We start from the raw sequence: 16,308 nt of genomic DNA on the forward strand, positions 1-16,308 counted from the left end.
AAGCTCACGACTAAATAGCCGTGAGCTTCAAATATATTCTTTTCAGAAAAAATTATCTACTTAAGTAAAGATTTCTTCTAGAGTAAATATCTCTAAAGTACTCATCTTTTAAGTTGTCGATGAAGTAGATTGCTTCACCTGTAGACTTCATTTCTGGTCCTAACTGCTTATCAACATTAGGGAATTTATTGAATGAGAAGACAGGTACTTTGATTGCGTAACCTTTCTTCACTGGCTTGAAGTCAAAGTCAGTTACTTTGTTCTTACCTAACATCACTTTAGTTGCATAATTTACGTATGGCTCTTGGTAAGCCTTACAGATAAATGGAACTGTACGAGATGCTCTTGGGTTCGCTTCAATGATGTATACTTTATCATCTTTGATCGCAAACTGAATATTCAATAAACCTTTTGTTTTCAAGGCAATTGCAATCTTCTTAGTGTACTCTTTGATTTGCTCAATCACTAAGTCTCCTAAGTTATATGGAGGCAATACTGCATAAGAGTCACCTGAGTGAATACCGGCAGGCTCAATATGCTCCATAATACCGATGATATAAACATTTTCACCATCACAGATCGCATCTGCTTCTGCTTCAATTGCACCGTCTAAGTAATGGTCTAGAAGTACTTTGTTACCTGGGATATCTCTTAAAGTTTCAACAACATGTTGCTCTAATTCTTCCTCGTTGATAACGATCTTCATTTTCTGACCACCTAATACATAAGAAGGTCTTACTAATAGAGGGAATCCTAAATCTTCAGCTTTATCTAAAGCCTCATCAGCAGTTTCGATTACATCGAATTTAGGGTAAGGGATATTATTCTCTTTCAATAATGTAGAGAAGCTACCTCTATCCTCTGCTAAATCAAGTGCTTCATAACTAGTACCTAAGATTTTGATACCATACTTAGTTAACTTCTCAGCAATCTTAAGTGCAGTCTGACCACCTAACTGAACGATTACACCTTCTGGTTTCTCGTGTAAGATGATTTCGTAGATATGCTCCCAGAATACTGGTTCGAAGTATAATTTATCTGCAACATCAGGGTCAGTCGATACCGTTTCAGGGTTACAGTTGATCATGATTGTCTCATAGCCCGCCTCTTTAGAAGCTAATACACCATGCACACAGCAGTAATCAAACTCAATACCTTGACCAATACGGTTAGGACCTGCTCCTAATACTACAATCTTTTTCTTCTTAGTAGTGTTTGATTCATTTTCAGAATCAAAAGTTGAGTAGAAATAAGGAGTTTTCGCCTCAAATTCAGCAGCACATGTATCTACTAACTTGAATTGACGTTTGATGCCCATTTCCTCATAACGCTTATTGAATACTTCAGATTCTAAACAACCTAAAGTATGAGCGATTTGACGGTCACCAAATCCTTTTTCTTTTGCTTCACGCATTAGTTCAAAAGGAATTGTATCTACAGTAAACTCAGATATTTTCTTTTCAACTAATACTAGATCTAAAATCTGACGTAAGAACCACTTATCAATTTTAGTAATCTTACGAACAGTTCTCATTGCGATACCAAGCTTCATTGCATCCCAAATTGCAAACAATCTATCCCATGATGGATGCTCCAATTTGTAAAGAATTTCATCTTGGTTCGTATTTTCTTTCCCATCAGCACCAATACCATTACGTTTAATCTCTAAAGATTGGCAACCTTTCTGTAATGCTTCTTGGAAAGTACGGCCGATACCCATTACTTCACCTACAGCTTTCATTTGTAGACCAAGTTCAGTATCTGCACCTTTAAATTTATCAAAGTTCCAACGAGGGATCTTAACAATTACATAATCTAATGCAGGCTCAAAGAACGCTGAAGTAGTACCTGTAATTGGATTTTTCAATTCATCTAAATTGTAACCAATAGCTAATTTTGCTGCAATCTTAGCGATCGGATAACCTGTTGCTTTAGAAGCTAAAGCTGAAGAACGAGAAACACGAGGGTTAATCTCGATACCAATGATTTCGTCGTCGTTTGGTGAAACTGAGAACTGGACATTACATCCACCCGCAAAGTTACCAATTCCGTTCATCATTTTGATTGCCAAATCTCTCATCTTCTGATACACTGTATCAGGTAAAGTTTGAGCAGGGGCTACTGTAATTGAATCACCTGTATGAACACCCATTGGGTCAAAGTTCTCAATAGAACAGATGATAATTACGTTACCAATGTTATCACGAAGTAATTCTAACTCGTATTCTTTCCATCCTAAAATAGACTGCTCAACAAGTACTTCATGAACAGGTGACATTTCTAAACCTCTTTTTAGAGCTTTCTCGAAATCCTCTTGAGAGTGAACGAATCCACCACCTGTACCACCCATTGTGAATGATGGACGGATTACTAGTGGGAAACCAATCTCTTGAGCAATTTCCTTACCTTCTAAGAATGACTTAGCTGTACGACCTGTACATACACCAACATTAAGTTCAAGCATTTTCTGTCTGAAAAGCTCTCTATCTTCTGTTAGATTGATCGCGTCTACATCAACACCGATCATTTCTACTCCAAAATCTTCCCAGATTCCGGCTTCTTGGCAATCAATCGCAAGATTAAGTGCTGTTTGACCACCCATTGTTGGCAATACAGCATCAATTTCATGCTTTTCAAGAATTTCTCTGATGTATTTTTTCTCCAGAGGTCGGAGATAGACATTATCGGCGGTCACCGAATCTGTCATAATAGTTGCAGGATTAGAATTAATCAAGGTTACTTCGATACCTTCTTCTCGCAATGATCTCGCTGCTTGAGATCCTGAGTAATCAAACTCACAAGCTTGACCAATAATGATTGGTCCACTCCCGATGATAAGTACCGATTTGATGTGATTCTTCTTTGGCATTTTGCTATTCTTTAAAAAACATGACTTAACACTCGGGATGCAAAACTAAGCTTATTTTTAGTAAATGCATCAAAAAATTATAAATAAAATAGCAGAATGCAATTAAAATTGAATTATCTATAAAATATAAAAAAGTTCATTTATCTTTGTACTTTTTCTAAAATCTCCCTGTATGCTAACAAAACGAATAATTCCCTGCCTAGATATAAAGGATGGAAAAACAGTCAAAGGCGTTAATTTTGTGGAACTTAGAGACGCTGGAGACCCAGTCGAACTGGCCCAAATCTACTCTGATCAGGGGGCTGACGAACTTGTTTTCCTAGATATCACTGCAACTGTTGAAAAAAGGAAGACTTTGATCGAATTAGTTCAAAAAGTCGCTTCAAAAATCAATATTCCATTTACTGTAGGTGGTGGCATCTCTAGTGTTGAAGACGTATCTGCTTTATTAAACGCTGGAGCTGACAAGGTATCTATCAATTCATCTGCAGTAAAAAGACCTGAATTGATCAACGAATTAGCCAATGAATTTGGAAGCCAATGTATCGTAGTTGCTGTTGACACACGCTTTGTTAATGGTGAACATATTGTACATGTAAGAGGAGGTAGAACTCCAACAGAGCTTAGAACAATTCCTTGGGTACATGAATGTCAGGAAAGAGGTGCTGGTGAAATATTACTTACCTCAATGGATCATGACGGAACAAAAGCAGGATTTGCTATCGAACTAACTAAAGAAATTTCTACTTCTTTGAACATTCCGGTTATTGCTTCTGGAGGTGCTGGATTAGAAGAGCATTTCATTGATCTGTTTCAACAAAACGGAGCAGATGCAGCATTAGCAGCTAGTATTTTCCACTTTAAAGAAATCTCAATCCCTCATTTAAAAGGGCATTTAAAAGAAAGTAATATTGAAGTAAGAGTATAAAAATACTTAATTACCACTTCATAAAATGAACATACATTCATTAGTTGATCTATAAGGATTCCTAATACAATTGTTCATTTAACAAATATATCTTATTATTGCAGGCACGATTATCTAGCAAACAATACAAAATTAAGTTACTAATTGTAAATCAACCATTTACAATAAAAACTTATACATTTAAGTTTCGTATTTTTGTTATGAAAAGATATCGAATGCTTTATTAAGAAGATTTAAGACACAAACCATGTATATTGAAGTTTTAAAATCAAAAATCCACCGTGTGAAGGTCACACAAGCAGAATTAAACTACGTAGGTAGTATCACTGTTGATCAGGATTTAATGGATGCTGCCAACATCATTGAAGGCGAAAAAGTACAAATCGTTAACAATAATAATGGTGAGCGTTTTGAAACTTATGTAATTACAGGAGAACGCGGTAGCGGTACAATTTGTTTAAATGGTGCAGCAGCAAGAAAAGTACAAGTAGGTGATATTCTTATTATTATCTCTTATGCTTTAATGAAACAAAAGAAGGCAAAAGAATACTCTCCAAAATTAGTTTTCCCTAATGACGATAATAAATTAGAAGATTAATTTATACAGTATTAAAAATACATTTGGCCAACTTGATTCAATGAATTAAGTTGGCTAATTTGTTTCTATAAGCAGTTTAGCTTTATCGAAACGTTACTACACAATTCTCTATTTGGAGATACTAACGATGAAAATACAAGACATTTTAAAATATATTTTTTCGATTTTTTTAGCTGGGATTCTTTTGTGGTATGTCTTAAAAGAGCAAAATATTAAAGAAGTAGCCGAATCTATCAAAGATCTTCATTGGGGTTGGCTCATCCTTTCATCATTGACAGCTATCCTCAGTCACTACTTTAGAGGATTAAGATGGGGGCTTATGCTAAAACCATTAAACTTAAAGACAAGCAACTCTAATCTTTTTATGGCAACAATGTCAGGATATGCAGGAAATGTAATCATACCTAGATTTGGAGAATTTTTCAGATGTGGTATCCTCCAAAAGCTATCTGGAATTCCTGCAAAAACATCATTTGGTGCCGTAGTCATTGAAAGAGCTATTGATTTAGTAGTATTTATTATTCTTTTTTCAATTGCCTTTTTCAGTCAATTCGATATTTTATATCAAATGGTACTTCCATTTCTTGAAGGAAATGAAGCCCAAATGAATCAGAAGTTTATATTATTAGGAGCTATCCTACTTTTCTTCATTACAGGGATTTTCATCCTTTATAAAGTAAGAGACCGTTTATCAAAAACAAAGATATACAGAACAATACACTCATTAATCCTTGGAGTTATCGAAGGAATGCAAGCTGTATTTAAACTAAAGAGAAAAGAATTTATCATTTATATTGCCTATACAATTGCAATATGGCTTTGTTACTTTTATATGAGCTATGTCGTATTTAAAGTTTTAGATGAAACAGCACATTTATCTTTATTCGTCGGCTTTGTAATGATGATGATGAGTGGACTAGGTATGGTAATCCCTACTCCTGGAGGCACAGGTTCCGTTCATTTCTTTGCCTCACAAACATTAATGGCCTACGGTATTTCAGCAACTACTTCTATTGCTTATGCCTTAGTAATGCATACCTCTCAAACTGTTATGATCTTAACCGTTGGAGGTATTAGTATTATCATAGCTAATTTCAAAAAAGGACATCAACAAACCACATTAGAAATTCAAAATGAAGCACAGTAAAGAGAAAATTGTTGACTTAAATAAAGCTCTTCAAATAAGAAAAGAGTGGAAAAATAACAATGAAAAAGTCGTTTTCACTAATGGCTGTTTCGACATCGTTCACCTAGGCCATGTAGACTACCTTGAACAAGCTCGATTAAAAGGTTCTAAAATGATATTGGGCTTAAATACTGATGCTTCTGTAAAACGTCTAAAAGGCGATGAGCGACCTATCAATAATGAATATGCAAGAGCTAGATTACTTGCTGCTTTTGAATTTATTGATATGGTAATATTATTTGGAGATGACACTCCCTTAGATTTAATCTCAACACTATTACCAGATGTCTTGGTAAAAGGGGCAGACTATACAATCGACAACATTGTAGGAGCGAAAGAAGTCTTAGAAAATGGCGGAAGTGTAGAAACCATTGAACTTGTAGAGGGTTTTTCTACCTCTTCAATAATAGATAAAATAAGAAAATACGGTTTATAAAAAGAAAGGGTAGTGATTAATTCAAAATCACTACCCTTTCTTTTTGTTATCCTTCTAATTGATTCACAAGAACAACATATTGCGACTCTGCTTCCTCAGCAGAAGTTCCTTCAATTTTTTTCCAGGCATCCCATTTAGCATTACCTTTAAAATCAAACCCTCCGGGTCTTTCTGTATTTACATCCCCTTCTGTCGCTTGCTTAAAAAGGGCATATAATTTTAATAGATCGTCATTCGATGGTCGCTCAGACAATTGGTTTACTCTTACCTGAGCATCTTTAAAAGCTTCTGAAGCCATAATAAATGTGTGTTTTGTTTAAGGTGTATTTAAAAAATTATTGAATTACTCTTTTCCAGACTTCTGTTCTTCCAAACAGTTTAATTCCAACATAGCCTCTCATTTTTAAAACATTTGGACCTGCACTTGTAATACTACCACTGTAAGTCTTTCCAGAATCAGGATCATAAACTTCACCATCTTCCCAAGTACCTTTCCCTTTATATTTAAAACCTGTCAGGATATTCATATTTTCAAGTAGAACTTCCCTCTTTGAGGCATCAGGATTCAACTTATCAATTCTAGGACCTCCATCTTCTTCTTTATCACGAAGCATCCAAACGATCTTTCCTACTGCAACATCACCCTCGATTGAAATCTCAACATGTGCATCTTCAAGACCTGTAAGCCAAATACCTTCAATATTTTTTTGCTGCAAATCAGACATAGTTTTTAAATGATTATCGTTTATCAGTTATAATATTTCAGAATCTATCAATAGATAAGCTCTATTGTAAAAATGATCATTCACTTTTAAAAATGCAAATAAAAAATAGGATACACTTTCATGTACCCTATTCCTTATATTTAACCTAAAATGGTTCTATTAATATAATGTTCTAAACTTAATTGTATTATCGATTGCTTTCATATCTTCTAACAATTCAGGATTGTAAGACTGATCGATATCAGTAATCACATAACCGATCTCTTCATTTGTTTTAAGATATTGACCTAAGATATTACATCCGTGTTTAGCAAAAACGTTGTTCATCTGAGCTAAGATACCAGATACGTTTTTGTGAATATGAAGTAACCTATGTCCGTTTTCTAAACGAGGTAACTGAACATTCGGGAAGTTCACACTATTGAATGAGCTACCTGTATTTACATATTCAATCATTTTACCAGGAACAAAATCGGCAATATTTTCTTGTGCTTCCAAAGTACTACCCCCAATGTGTGGAGTTAAGATCAGGTTATCACCTTTAACTGGAGCATCAAAAGTATCATTATTATTCTTTGGTTCAACAGGGAATACATCAATTGCAGCACCTGCTAAATGTTTTGAATCTAATGCTACTTGTAACGCATCTAATTCAACAACTGGACCACGAGCTAAGTTGACAAGGATTGCACCTTTCTTCATCTTATTGATATGCTCACCAGTAAAGAATCTTTTATTTTCTGGTCTACCATCAACATGCAATGATACTACATCAGAAATAGCTAAAAGCTCATCTAATGATGAAAGTTTTGTAGCATTACCTAAAGCAAGCTTCTCTACTACATCATAGTAATAAACATCCATACCTAACATCTCTGCAAGAATAGATAATTGAGAACCGATATTACCATATCCGATAATACCTAGCTTCTTACCTCTTACCTCAAAGCTACCAGATGCAGACTTACTCCACTCACCTCTATCCATTTGACGTAAACGTCTTGGAATTTGACGCATTAGTAAAATGATTTCACCAATTGCCATTTCCACAACAGAACGAGTATTACTAAAAGGAGCGTTGAATACACAAACACCATGTTCTGTACATGCATCTAAATCTATTTGGTTTGTACCAATACAGAATGCACCTACAATCATCAATCTATCTGCAGCCTCTACTACTTTTCTTGTTAGCATTGTTTTAGAACGAATACCCAAGATGTGAACACCTTTAATCTTTTCACATAATTCGTCTTCGTCTAAAGCTCCACCAAGAAGCTCAACTTGATATCCTTCGTCTTCTAATTTTTGTTTAGCATCTTGATGCACATTTTCTAAAAGAAGAACTTTTATTTTACTCTTTGGGAATGATGTTGCCATAGGATGTTTAATCGAGTATAATATTTCATCAAAACTACTAGCCTCCACATCTGCTTTAGCTAATACTTTTTCTCTTTTCACATTTTCAGTAAACGCAAAAAACGTTTTTGCTAATCCTGCCTCTCTAATTTCATAATCAGTATAACCGTCTCCGATAACATAAACGTCTCCGTCTAATGCTAATTCTTTCATCAACTTCACTTTACCTTTATGCTCAGAAAGTGGATTTGAAGCATCAAAACCAGTCACTTCATCTTTATCATTGTAAGTAAAAGTATTTGCATAGATATTCTCTTCTTTAATACCATACTCTTTTACTACAGGTGTAATGAAGTCTTTAAAACCACTGGAGACAATCAATACATTATCTTTCTCTTTTGTGAAAAACTCTCTGTTTCTTTTTACTGATTCAGAAACTAGTTTTTTCAACTCGTCAGACAATTGAGATACATCTTTTTTCGTCGCCTCCAACAACGCTAAACGTTGCTCCAATGCTTCTCTAAAAGACAGTTCTCCAGCCATTGCCTGATCAGTAAGATCTTTAATTCTCTCCCCTACTTCAATTTTTTTGTCCGTACCTTCATAAAGGATATCACTTAAAATATCCAATGCTTCTACTTTGGTAAACGTACTATCGAAGTCAATTACAAAAAATTTCTTGTCAGCCATGATTACTAATTCTGTCTTTTGTTACAATCGCAAACTCAAAAATATTATTTAATCATCAATTATTTATAATTTTCATCCATTTATTACCAAATTATCAACAAAAAGATAGAATTTATTGATTTTTCACACTTTTACAGATTAATCTACAAGTACGTCCTTTATTTTCTTAGGAAGTTTATCGAAGACCAATTGATAGGAATGATCCACCCATTTTTTCACTTCACTGTCGTCCATATCACTATTTACTACTATAGTATTCCAATGCTTTTTATTCATGTGATATCCCGGTAATACAGAAGTGTATCTCTCCCGTAATTCTATTGCCAACTCTGGATCACACTTCACATTTATACTCTCAAACATTTCTATGTTAGTGATCGTAAACACTTTTTCTCCAACCTTAAAAACTAATGTCGTTTCATCGAATAGAAAGCCTTCTGTCACTCCTTTTTTATTAAGACAGTAATTCCTAAAATCTTCAATATTCATAATAGATTATTTTAATTTTCATTTATTTCTTGGGAGATGAACTAAGATAAAAAAATTAGATTAAATCTTCATTTCCATACAACGAATTAAAAACAAAGCACACGCATGGTGAAATCTCCTTTTTTGTACTTTTTCTAGAATTTTACTGTTAAAATGTTTTAAAAATAAAAAGTCAATTTTAACTTGCATCAACTTATTATCAATCTCCATATTTTTTTAAAACAATTCTTAAAGTTCTGTGTTAACGAATGGAACTTAAGAAACAATTATTATGAAAAACTTTCTAGTACTTTTTAATATCTTCATATTAGCTTCTACTGCTTTTGCACAGAAAGGTATTATCAGAGGAACTGTAACGGAACTTCCAAGAAACGAACCTGTACCGTATGCTACTGTTGTTATTCAAGGCACATCTACTGGTGCTACTACCGACGATAACGGTAAATATCAAATTGAAAATCTAGAACCCGGTCTTTATAACATTGTTGTAAATTACGTTGGTTATGGCCCTGCTTCTCAAGAGGTAGAAGTTTCAAATGCTCGCCCTGCAGTTATTAATTTCTCCTTAACTCCTTCTACCCAAGAGCTTAACGAAGTAGAAGTGATTGCCAATGGCTTTTATAAGTCAGATGAAAGCCCTGTTTCAGTACAAAGAATTGGTGTTACAGAAGTTAAAAGAGCACCGGGTGCAAATAGGGATATTTCAAGAGTGTTACAATCACTTCCAGGCGTTGCATCGACAGCATCATTTAGAAATGATATTTTAATTAGAGGTGGTGCCCCAAATGAGAACAGGTTTTATTTAGACGGCATTGAAATTCCTAACATAAATCACTTCGCTACACAAGGTGCATCAGGAGGACCAGTAGGAATGATTAATGTAGATTTTATCGAAAACGTTGAGTTCTTTTCAGGAGCCTATCCTGCAGGTCGCGGCAATGCGCTTTCATCAGTGATGGAATTCACACAAAAAGATGGACGAACTGATCAACACACAACAAATATTATCCTAGGAACATCTGACATAGGTGTAACATTTGAAGGTCCGGTAACAGAAAAGTCTTCTATCATTGTTTCAGCAAGACAATCATATCTACAAGCATTATTCAGTGTGTTAGGCTTACCTTTTCTACCAACTTACAATGACTTCCAATTAAAATATAAATATGAAATTGACCAACGCAATAAAATATCAATTATTGGCCTTGGAGCAATTGATCAATTTAAATTAGCTGATTCACCAGGTGAACCAACTGATGAGGATTATGAAGAAAACCTTTATATCTTAAATAATACTCCTGAGCAAAATCAATGGAATTATACTATAGGAGCTAAATATGAGCACTTTAGAGACAATTCAACATTTACATTTGTGGCGTCAAGAAACATGCTTACGAATAATCAGTTCAAATACCCGAACAACGATAGATCACAAAGTAAAATTTACGATTACAATTCAACAGAAGCTGAGAATAAATTTAGACTTGAAGGGTTAACTTTCACAAATACTGGATTTACTTTTTCATATGGTGTTAGTTATGAGTATGCTAATTATACTAACCAAACTTACCAAACATTATATGATTACTCCACTGGAGAATTAGAAACAATCAACTTTAATAGTGTACTACCTTTAAACAAATGGGGTGGATTTGCTACTGTTTCTAAAAAATTAGCTCAAGACAAAGTAACTTTATCATTAGGAGCGAGAGTAGATGCCAATGATTATTCTGATTCTATGAATAATTTATTAGATCAGTTTTCACCAAGATTTTCAGCATCGTATCAATTTACGCCTAGATGGAGTTTAAACTTCAACACAGGCATTTATTACCAATTACCTACTTACACCACGTTAGGATACAAAGAGGGTGAAGACTTTGTAAACAAGGACAATGGTTTATTATACATTAGAAACAAACAACTGGTTGGTGGTTTTGAATACAAGATTCCTGAAAAGAACTTAAAGTTTACAATTGAAGGGTTCCAAAAGTTATACGATCAATACCCATACTCTATCAACAATGAAATTTCATTAGCCAACTTGGGCGCTGATTTTGGAGTAATTGGATCTGAAGCTGTAACAAGTACATCAAAAGGTAGATCTATAGGTATAGAGTTTATGGCTCAACAAAAATTCTTCAAGGGTTTTTATGGTATTCTAGCCTATACTTACGTTCAGTCTGAATTTACAAATGCCGACCCTAACGTTTATGCTCCTTCTTCTTGGGACAGTAGAAATATTGTTAGTTTAACTGGCGGTAAGAAACTTAAGAGAAATTGGGAAATTGGTGCTAGATGGCTTTATTCAGGTGGCACACCCTATACCCCATATGATGTAGATGCTTCTATGGATAAACAAGTATGGGACGCAGAAAGAAGAGGCGTAAAAGATTATTCTCAAGTAAATACATTACGTTTATCAGCCAACCACCAATTAGATGTTAGAGTGGATAAATATTATTACTTCGACAAGTGGAGTTTAAATGTTTATTTTGATATTCAGAACATGTACGGGTATCAGTCTAAAGGACAACCAATACTTACTACAGAAGTAGATCAAAATGGAAATCCAGTCACTGATCCAAACGACCCTAGTAAGTACTCTCCGAAATATATCGAGACGACCAACGGAATTGTTCAACCTTCTATTGGAATCATAGTTGAGTTATAATATTTCTAAAAATACAGCTAAAAACCCTCGTTTTATTCAAATAAAAAAGCGAGGGTTTGTTTTTTATTAAATTCTCACTTTACTTTGAAGCATCATACCATTTACATCTAAGTAAGACGTAAGTGTTTATAAAGAAGAGGCCAGAGACTAGGCTCTAAGACCCTCTAGCAACCATCACAAAAGTGAAAAGGTGCTACATCCTAGCCTAAATTTTTAGGAGCTATAAGCAAATATCGGAACGTCTGAAAGGATCCTCCTTCTACTACACACACCAATATTTTGCATCCTAGATTAGGCTGATGTACATCTTCTCATCATTGCTTTTAATAGAACATCAATACCAATCTGAAAATACAATGCAAGAGCATTCTTTTACATATAATAATCAGTATGACCTTGAACTTGGGGAGAGCTTACCTGAATTCACACTGAATTACTTTACTGCTGGAAAAATGAAGAAAGATTTTTCCAATGTAGTTTGGGTTTGTCATGCATTAACCGGTAATGCGGAAGTGTTTGATTGGTGGAATGGTTTATTTGGCAATGACTGCATTTTTAATGAAAAAGATCATTTCATTATCTGCGTTAATGTTTTAGGATCATGTTATGGCTCAACAGGACCAACATCTGTCAACCCTGTTACTAATAAACCTTATTACAATGATTTCCCCAATATCACTATTAGAGACATTGTCGGTTCATTGGAGATTCTAAGAAATCATTTGGGTATTGATAAAATCAATACTCTTATTGGAGGTTCTTTAGGGGGACAACAAGCACTAGAATGGGCTGTTCAACAACCAAAATTAATGGACAACCTAATCATCTGTGCTACCAATGCAAGACATTCTGCATGGGGTATCGCTTTCAATGAAGCACAGAGAATGGCTATCGAAGCAGATCCTACATGGGGAGATAATGATGAAAATGCTGGTATTAACGGTCTAAAAGCGGCTAGAGCTGTTGCTATGCTTTCATACAGAAATTATAGCACTTACGAGGCTACTCAGACAGATAAAGACGATAACATTACAGATAATTATAGAGCCTCTACTTACCAACAATATCAGGGAGACAAGCTGACCAAACGATTTAATGCCTACTCATACTGGACACTTTCCAAAGCCATGGATTCTCATAACATGGGTAGAAATCGAAAGTCTTTAGAAGAAGCATTACAATCTATTGAAGCTTACACTCAAGTAATCGGAATTACAAGCGATGTTTTATTCCCAGTTTCGGAGCAAAGATATATCACTCAACACATTCCAAATGTAACTTATGAAGAGATTACATCCCTGTATGGACATGATGGATTTTTAGTAGAAACACATAAAATTGCTGGTGCAATTAGCTCATTCTTTAAGCAAAAGAGTAAAAAAAGAATTCTGTTATCAAATTAGGCACGCCTTTTGTTTTTTAGTAAATTGTAATAATCGAACTCCGATTTAACATTCTACTTAAAAGACAGAAGCAAAATGAACAATATTAAGAATAGATTCTTCACGACATTAGCATTGATCACTTTGGGTGCATTAGTTTTTTCATGTTCAAGCAGCTCAGGAAATGCATCTTCTTCTTACTTCCAAAAAGAAAGAAAAAAATACGAGGTGATGGATATGCACTCAGATTGCCCACAACTTGTAAAATCTAGAAGATAAGCTAGAACAAATACTTTATATTCAATCCTTTTTTCGTATTTAAATGAAAAAAGGATTTTTTCGTATTTATCATCAGGCTTTATTTAAACAAGAAATTTTTTTATCTAACACTTTTTATAGAAATCCCATTACGTATTTTCAATATGCAAAGAGACATTGAAATCGCAGAGCTAAGAAGGCTAACCCAATATATTGATGATAATTTTGACTATGATTTCAAAAACTACGCAATGTCTTCTTTTACAAGAAGAGTAAGAAGAGTTGTGGAGTTATATAAATTCAGTTCAGTAGATGCATTAATCCGTAAGTTCAAAGACAACCCTGGATTCTTTCAAGATTTTGTCTCAGAAATTACCGTTAATGTCACTGAGATGTTTAGAGATCCTACATTTTGGATTTCACTTCGTGATGAAATCATTCCTGAAATCTTAAACGAGCATCAAAAGATCAATATTTGGCATGCTGGATGTTCTTCTGGGGAAGAAGTTATTTCTATGTGTATTATGCTAGAGGAAATGGGAACTCTAGACAAAGCTACCATCATTGCTACAGACATAGATAAATCAATAATTAGTAAAGCCAAGAAAGCTGCTTTCAACGCAAAAAATATGGAACTTAACCAATCCAACTATGAAAGGTTTGGAGGAAAAAGTTCTATTTATGACTATTTCATCGAAAGAGACGGTTTCTACCATGTAAAACCAGAATTACTTGATAGAGTCTCATTCAGAGTGCAAGATTTAGTCAAAGGAAACCCCTTCTCTAAGTTCGATCTCATTCTATGTAGAAATGTAATGATATACTTCAATCAGACATTACAAAACGAAGTATTGAAAAAACTACACGGAAGTTTATTCAAATATGGCAATCTAGCTATTGGCTCAAAGGAGTCATTAATCTGGTGTGATATCGCTAATAAATTCGTTGTAGTTAATAACGAGGAGAAGGTTTATAAAAAAATTAAAGAGTAAAACAGAACCGGATGAGCAATTTAATTGACAAATCTGTTTTCGAGAAAAAATACAAATGTATTGTCATCGGGGGTTCTGCAGGAAGTTTTAAGCCAATTACTCAACTTTTAGCTGACATACCAAAGGATTTTCCGATACCAATAATTTTATGTCTACATCGTCTAAAACATGTTAGGCATGGTTTTATCGAAGCATTATCTATAAGAAGTTCTAAAACAATTGTAGAACCTCAAGATAAAGAAACGATCCGACCAGGAATGGTCTACCTCGCTCCTGCCAATTATCATTTATGTGTAGAGCTTGGTAATTCAATTTCACTTTCTACTGAAGGTTTAATTAATAATTCCAGGCCGGCTATTGATTTAACATTTCAAACTGCTGCATACACTTTTAAAGAAAAACTCATTGGTATTTTATATTCAGGAGCCAATAAGGATGGAGCACTAGGAATGAAATCAGTCAAAGACAAAGGTGGTGTAACTATCATTCAAGATCCAGAAGAGAGTATGATGAACACGATGCCAATGTCTGCGAAAAATGTAACTGAGATTGATTTTTGCCTTGAAGCAGAAAAAATTAAAAATTTTCTACTCCAATTATACAAGGCTTATCAAAAATAAACGTTAGTTAATAAACTCTTGTCTTTTTTCAAGCAACCTTCATAATATTTTGAAAACAACGCAGAAAAAAACAAATATTCGAAGAAAAGGCTCACGCTCTGATGTACGTAAATATGGAATCATATTTAACGGGGTTTTTACAGCCATTTTTACAACAATTATTTTGTTGGAAATTCAATTCCCGAATATTTTATCTCTTGTAGGTATCTTAGATACCAAGGAGTTTAATAGAGAAACATATCTATTAACGCTAAGATTTTTGGATCTAATATTTATTACTGGTACGGTTTACTTCTATCTAGATAAATCTAAACCTTTCAATATTTATTTAGGTATTCTATTCCTTTTCTTATGTATTTATTCTATTTGGGGTATTCATGACCTTCCTAATGTAATTCTTACTAGCTTGGAAATCACCGATGATAAAATCATTGGACAAATTAGAGAAGTGAGTAACCCAACGTTTTATTCGATTGGATTTACATTTGCCATATTAATTTTCTTCTTATTCCGCTTGATCTCAGACTTAATGAAAGACCCTGAGGATCAGATTATTTATGTTCCTAAATATTACAACAAGGAAAATAAAAGCAACGAAGAAGAACGTATCGATGCTATTAAGGAAAGAGCTCAACTTATTAGAAAAAACATTCGATCTTCTATTCTAACGGTAGAAGACCAAGAAGATAGAGAACAAAAATTACTAAATGCTATCTGTAAAGAGTTCAAAGTCTGTACAGGTATTTATTATAAGGTAAATAAGAAAGAAGATATTGACATCATTCAGTATTCAAAAGGTTTCTCTTTCTTCTTACCTGACTCACAGGTTTTAACTTATGAATTTGGCGAAGGGCTTCCAGGACAGGTAGCAAAAACGAAAACTTCGATTATTTCAAATTCAATTCCTGAAAGATACATTAATGTAGTTTCAGGTCTAGGTGACGCCTCTCCTAACTCCTTAATGATATCTCCAATCCTTAATGATGACGATGTTTTAACCGGAGTAGTCGAACTAGCATCTTTCAATAATTTCACTAAAGATGATAGAGAAATTCTTGACAATGTAACCAAATGGTTCACTGAAAATTAATTGATGAGCTCT

At 34.2% G+C, this 16,308-nt stretch carries 15 protein-coding genes and 1 riboswitch; of the genes, 10 read left to right on the top strand and 5 right to left on the bottom strand.

Annotation, left to right across the window (positions count from 1 at the left end):
* Window positions 1-52: 52 nt before the first annotated feature.
* The gene (carB, locus tag HGP29_RS23705; protein WP_168884942.1) at window positions 53-2,869 is read right to left on the bottom strand and encodes a carbamoyl-phosphate synthase large subunit; all 2,817 of its coding nucleotides are present in this window, start codon (window positions 2,867-2,869) and stop codon (window positions 53-55) included.
* A gap of 172 nt (window positions 2,870-3,041) precedes the next feature.
* On the opposite strand from carB, the gene hisF reads away from it, so the two are divergent.
* The 4 genes from hisF (at window position 3,042) to rfaE2 (ending at window position 6,017) form a co-directional block, all read left to right on the top strand.
* Entirely contained in the window at window positions 3,042-3,797 is a 756-nt protein-coding gene (gene hisF, locus HGP29_RS23710) for an imidazole glycerol phosphate synthase subunit HisF (protein ID WP_168884943.1), read from the top strand.
* 247 nt (window positions 3,798-4,044) lie between these two features.
* Entirely contained in the window at window positions 4,045-4,395 is a 351-nt protein-coding gene (panD, locus tag HGP29_RS23715; RefSeq protein WP_168884944.1) for an aspartate 1-decarboxylase, read from the top strand.
* Between the two features lie 127 nt (window positions 4,396-4,522).
* Complete coding sequence (locus tag HGP29_RS23720; protein WP_168884945.1) at window positions 4,523-5,542, top strand: lysylphosphatidylglycerol synthase transmembrane domain-containing protein; 1,020 nt, start codon at window positions 4,523-4,525, stop codon at window positions 5,540-5,542.
* Entirely contained in the window at window positions 5,529-6,017 is a 489-nt protein-coding gene (rfaE2, locus tag HGP29_RS23725) for a D-glycero-beta-D-manno-heptose 1-phosphate adenylyltransferase (RefSeq protein ID WP_168884946.1), read from the top strand. Before HGP29_RS23720 ends, rfaE2 begins: the two co-directional genes overlap by 14 nt.
* A gap of 46 nt (window positions 6,018-6,063) precedes the next feature.
* On the opposite strand, the gene HGP29_RS23730 is transcribed toward rfaE2, so the two are convergent.
* The 4 genes from HGP29_RS23730 to HGP29_RS23745 all read right to left on the bottom strand — a co-directional run bounded on the left by HGP29_RS23730 (window position 6,064) and on the right by HGP29_RS23745 (window position 9,280).
* Complete coding sequence (locus HGP29_RS23730; protein ID WP_168884947.1) at window positions 6,064-6,315, bottom strand: acyl-CoA-binding protein; 252 nt, start codon at window positions 6,313-6,315, stop codon at window positions 6,064-6,066.
* Window positions 6,316-6,352: 37 nt separating this feature from the next.
* Window positions 6,353-6,742, bottom strand: a complete 390-nt coding sequence (locus HGP29_RS23735) for a DUF2147 domain-containing protein (protein ID WP_168884948.1) — start codon at window positions 6,740-6,742, stop codon at window positions 6,353-6,355.
* 159 nt (window positions 6,743-6,901) lie between these two features.
* On the bottom strand, window positions 6,902-8,791 hold the full coding sequence (gene serA, locus HGP29_RS23740; RefSeq protein ID WP_168884949.1) for a phosphoglycerate dehydrogenase: 1,890 nt from the start codon (window positions 8,789-8,791) through the stop codon (window positions 6,902-6,904).
* Between the two features lie 138 nt (window positions 8,792-8,929).
* Complete coding sequence (locus HGP29_RS23745; protein ID WP_168884950.1) at window positions 8,930-9,280, bottom strand: MmcQ/YjbR family DNA-binding protein; 351 nt, start codon at window positions 9,278-9,280, stop codon at window positions 8,930-8,932.
* Window positions 9,281-9,551: 271 nt separating this feature from the next.
* On the opposite strand from HGP29_RS23745, the gene HGP29_RS23750 reads away from it, so the two are divergent.
* From HGP29_RS23750 to HGP29_RS23775, 6 genes are all read left to right on the top strand, one after another.
* Window positions 9,552-11,954, top strand: coding sequence for a TonB-dependent receptor (locus HGP29_RS23750; protein ID WP_168884951.1), 2,403 nt, complete (start codon window positions 9,552-9,554; stop codon window positions 11,952-11,954).
* 123 nt (window positions 11,955-12,077) lie between these two features.
* A riboswitch (SAM riboswitch) is annotated at window positions 12,078-12,183 on the top strand.
* A 127-nt stretch (window positions 12,184-12,310) separates the two neighbouring features.
* Window positions 12,311-13,357: a homoserine O-acetyltransferase family protein gene (locus tag HGP29_RS23755; RefSeq protein ID WP_168884952.1), complete on the top strand. Its 1,047-nt coding sequence runs from the start codon at window positions 12,311-12,313 to the stop codon at window positions 13,355-13,357.
* Between the two features lie 75 nt (window positions 13,358-13,432).
* On the top strand, window positions 13,433-13,615 hold the full coding sequence (locus tag HGP29_RS23760) for a hypothetical protein (RefSeq protein WP_168884953.1): 183 nt from the start codon (window positions 13,433-13,435) through the stop codon (window positions 13,613-13,615).
* Window positions 13,616-13,758: 143 nt separating this feature from the next.
* Window positions 13,759-14,586: a CheR family methyltransferase gene (locus HGP29_RS23765; RefSeq protein WP_168884954.1), complete on the top strand. Its 828-nt coding sequence runs from the start codon at window positions 13,759-13,761 to the stop codon at window positions 14,584-14,586.
* 11 nt (window positions 14,587-14,597) lie between these two features.
* Window positions 14,598-15,206: a chemotaxis protein CheB gene (locus HGP29_RS23770; protein WP_168884955.1), complete on the top strand. Its 609-nt coding sequence runs from the start codon at window positions 14,598-14,600 to the stop codon at window positions 15,204-15,206.
* A 49-nt stretch (window positions 15,207-15,255) separates the two neighbouring features.
* Window positions 15,256-16,296, top strand: coding sequence for a GAF domain-containing protein (locus tag HGP29_RS23775; RefSeq protein ID WP_168884956.1), 1,041 nt, complete (start codon window positions 15,256-15,258; stop codon window positions 16,294-16,296).
* The last annotated feature ends 12 nt before the right edge of the window (window positions 16,297-16,308 follow it).

The sequence above is a fragment of the Flammeovirga agarivorans genome (assembly GCF_012641475.1).
Classification (GTDB): Bacteria; Bacteroidota; Bacteroidia; order Cytophagales; family Flammeovirgaceae; genus Flammeovirga; species Flammeovirga agarivorans.

Bases quoted from the DNA above. Each gene is read 5' to 3' on its own strand.
- carB (WP_168884942.1), bottom strand. From the start codon at position 2,869: ATGCCAAAGAAGAATCACATCAAATCGGTACTTATCATCGGGAGTGGA.
- hisF (WP_168884943.1), top strand. From the start codon at position 3,042: ATGCTAACAAAACGAATAATTCCCTGCCTAGATATAAAGGATGGAAAA.
- panD (WP_168884944.1), top strand. From the start codon at position 4,045: ATGTATATTGAAGTTTTAAAATCAAAAATCCACCGTGTGAAGGTCACA.
- HGP29_RS23720 (WP_168884945.1), top strand. From the start codon at position 4,523: ATGAAAATACAAGACATTTTAAAATATATTTTTTCGATTTTTTTAGCT.
- rfaE2 (WP_168884946.1), top strand. From the start codon at position 5,529: ATGAAGCACAGTAAAGAGAAAATTGTTGACTTAAATAAAGCTCTTCAA.
- HGP29_RS23730 (WP_168884947.1), bottom strand. From the start codon at position 6,315: ATGGCTTCAGAAGCTTTTAAAGATGCTCAGGTAAGAGTAAACCAATTG.
- HGP29_RS23735 (WP_168884948.1), bottom strand. From the start codon at position 6,742: ATGTCTGATTTGCAGCAAAAAAATATTGAAGGTATTTGGCTTACAGGT.
- serA (WP_168884949.1), bottom strand. From the start codon at position 8,791: ATGGCTGACAAGAAATTTTTTGTAATTGACTTCGATAGTACGTTTACC.
- HGP29_RS23745 (WP_168884950.1), bottom strand. From the start codon at position 9,280: ATGAATATTGAAGATTTTAGGAATTACTGTCTTAATAAAAAAGGAGTG.
- HGP29_RS23750 (WP_168884951.1), top strand. From the start codon at position 9,552: ATGAAAAACTTTCTAGTACTTTTTAATATCTTCATATTAGCTTCTACT.
- HGP29_RS23755 (WP_168884952.1), top strand. From the start codon at position 12,311: ATGCAAGAGCATTCTTTTACATATAATAATCAGTATGACCTTGAACTT.
- HGP29_RS23760 (WP_168884953.1), top strand. From the start codon at position 13,433: ATGAACAATATTAAGAATAGATTCTTCACGACATTAGCATTGATCACT.
- HGP29_RS23765 (WP_168884954.1), top strand. From the start codon at position 13,759: ATGCAAAGAGACATTGAAATCGCAGAGCTAAGAAGGCTAACCCAATAT.
- HGP29_RS23770 (WP_168884955.1), top strand. From the start codon at position 14,598: ATGAGCAATTTAATTGACAAATCTGTTTTCGAGAAAAAATACAAATGT.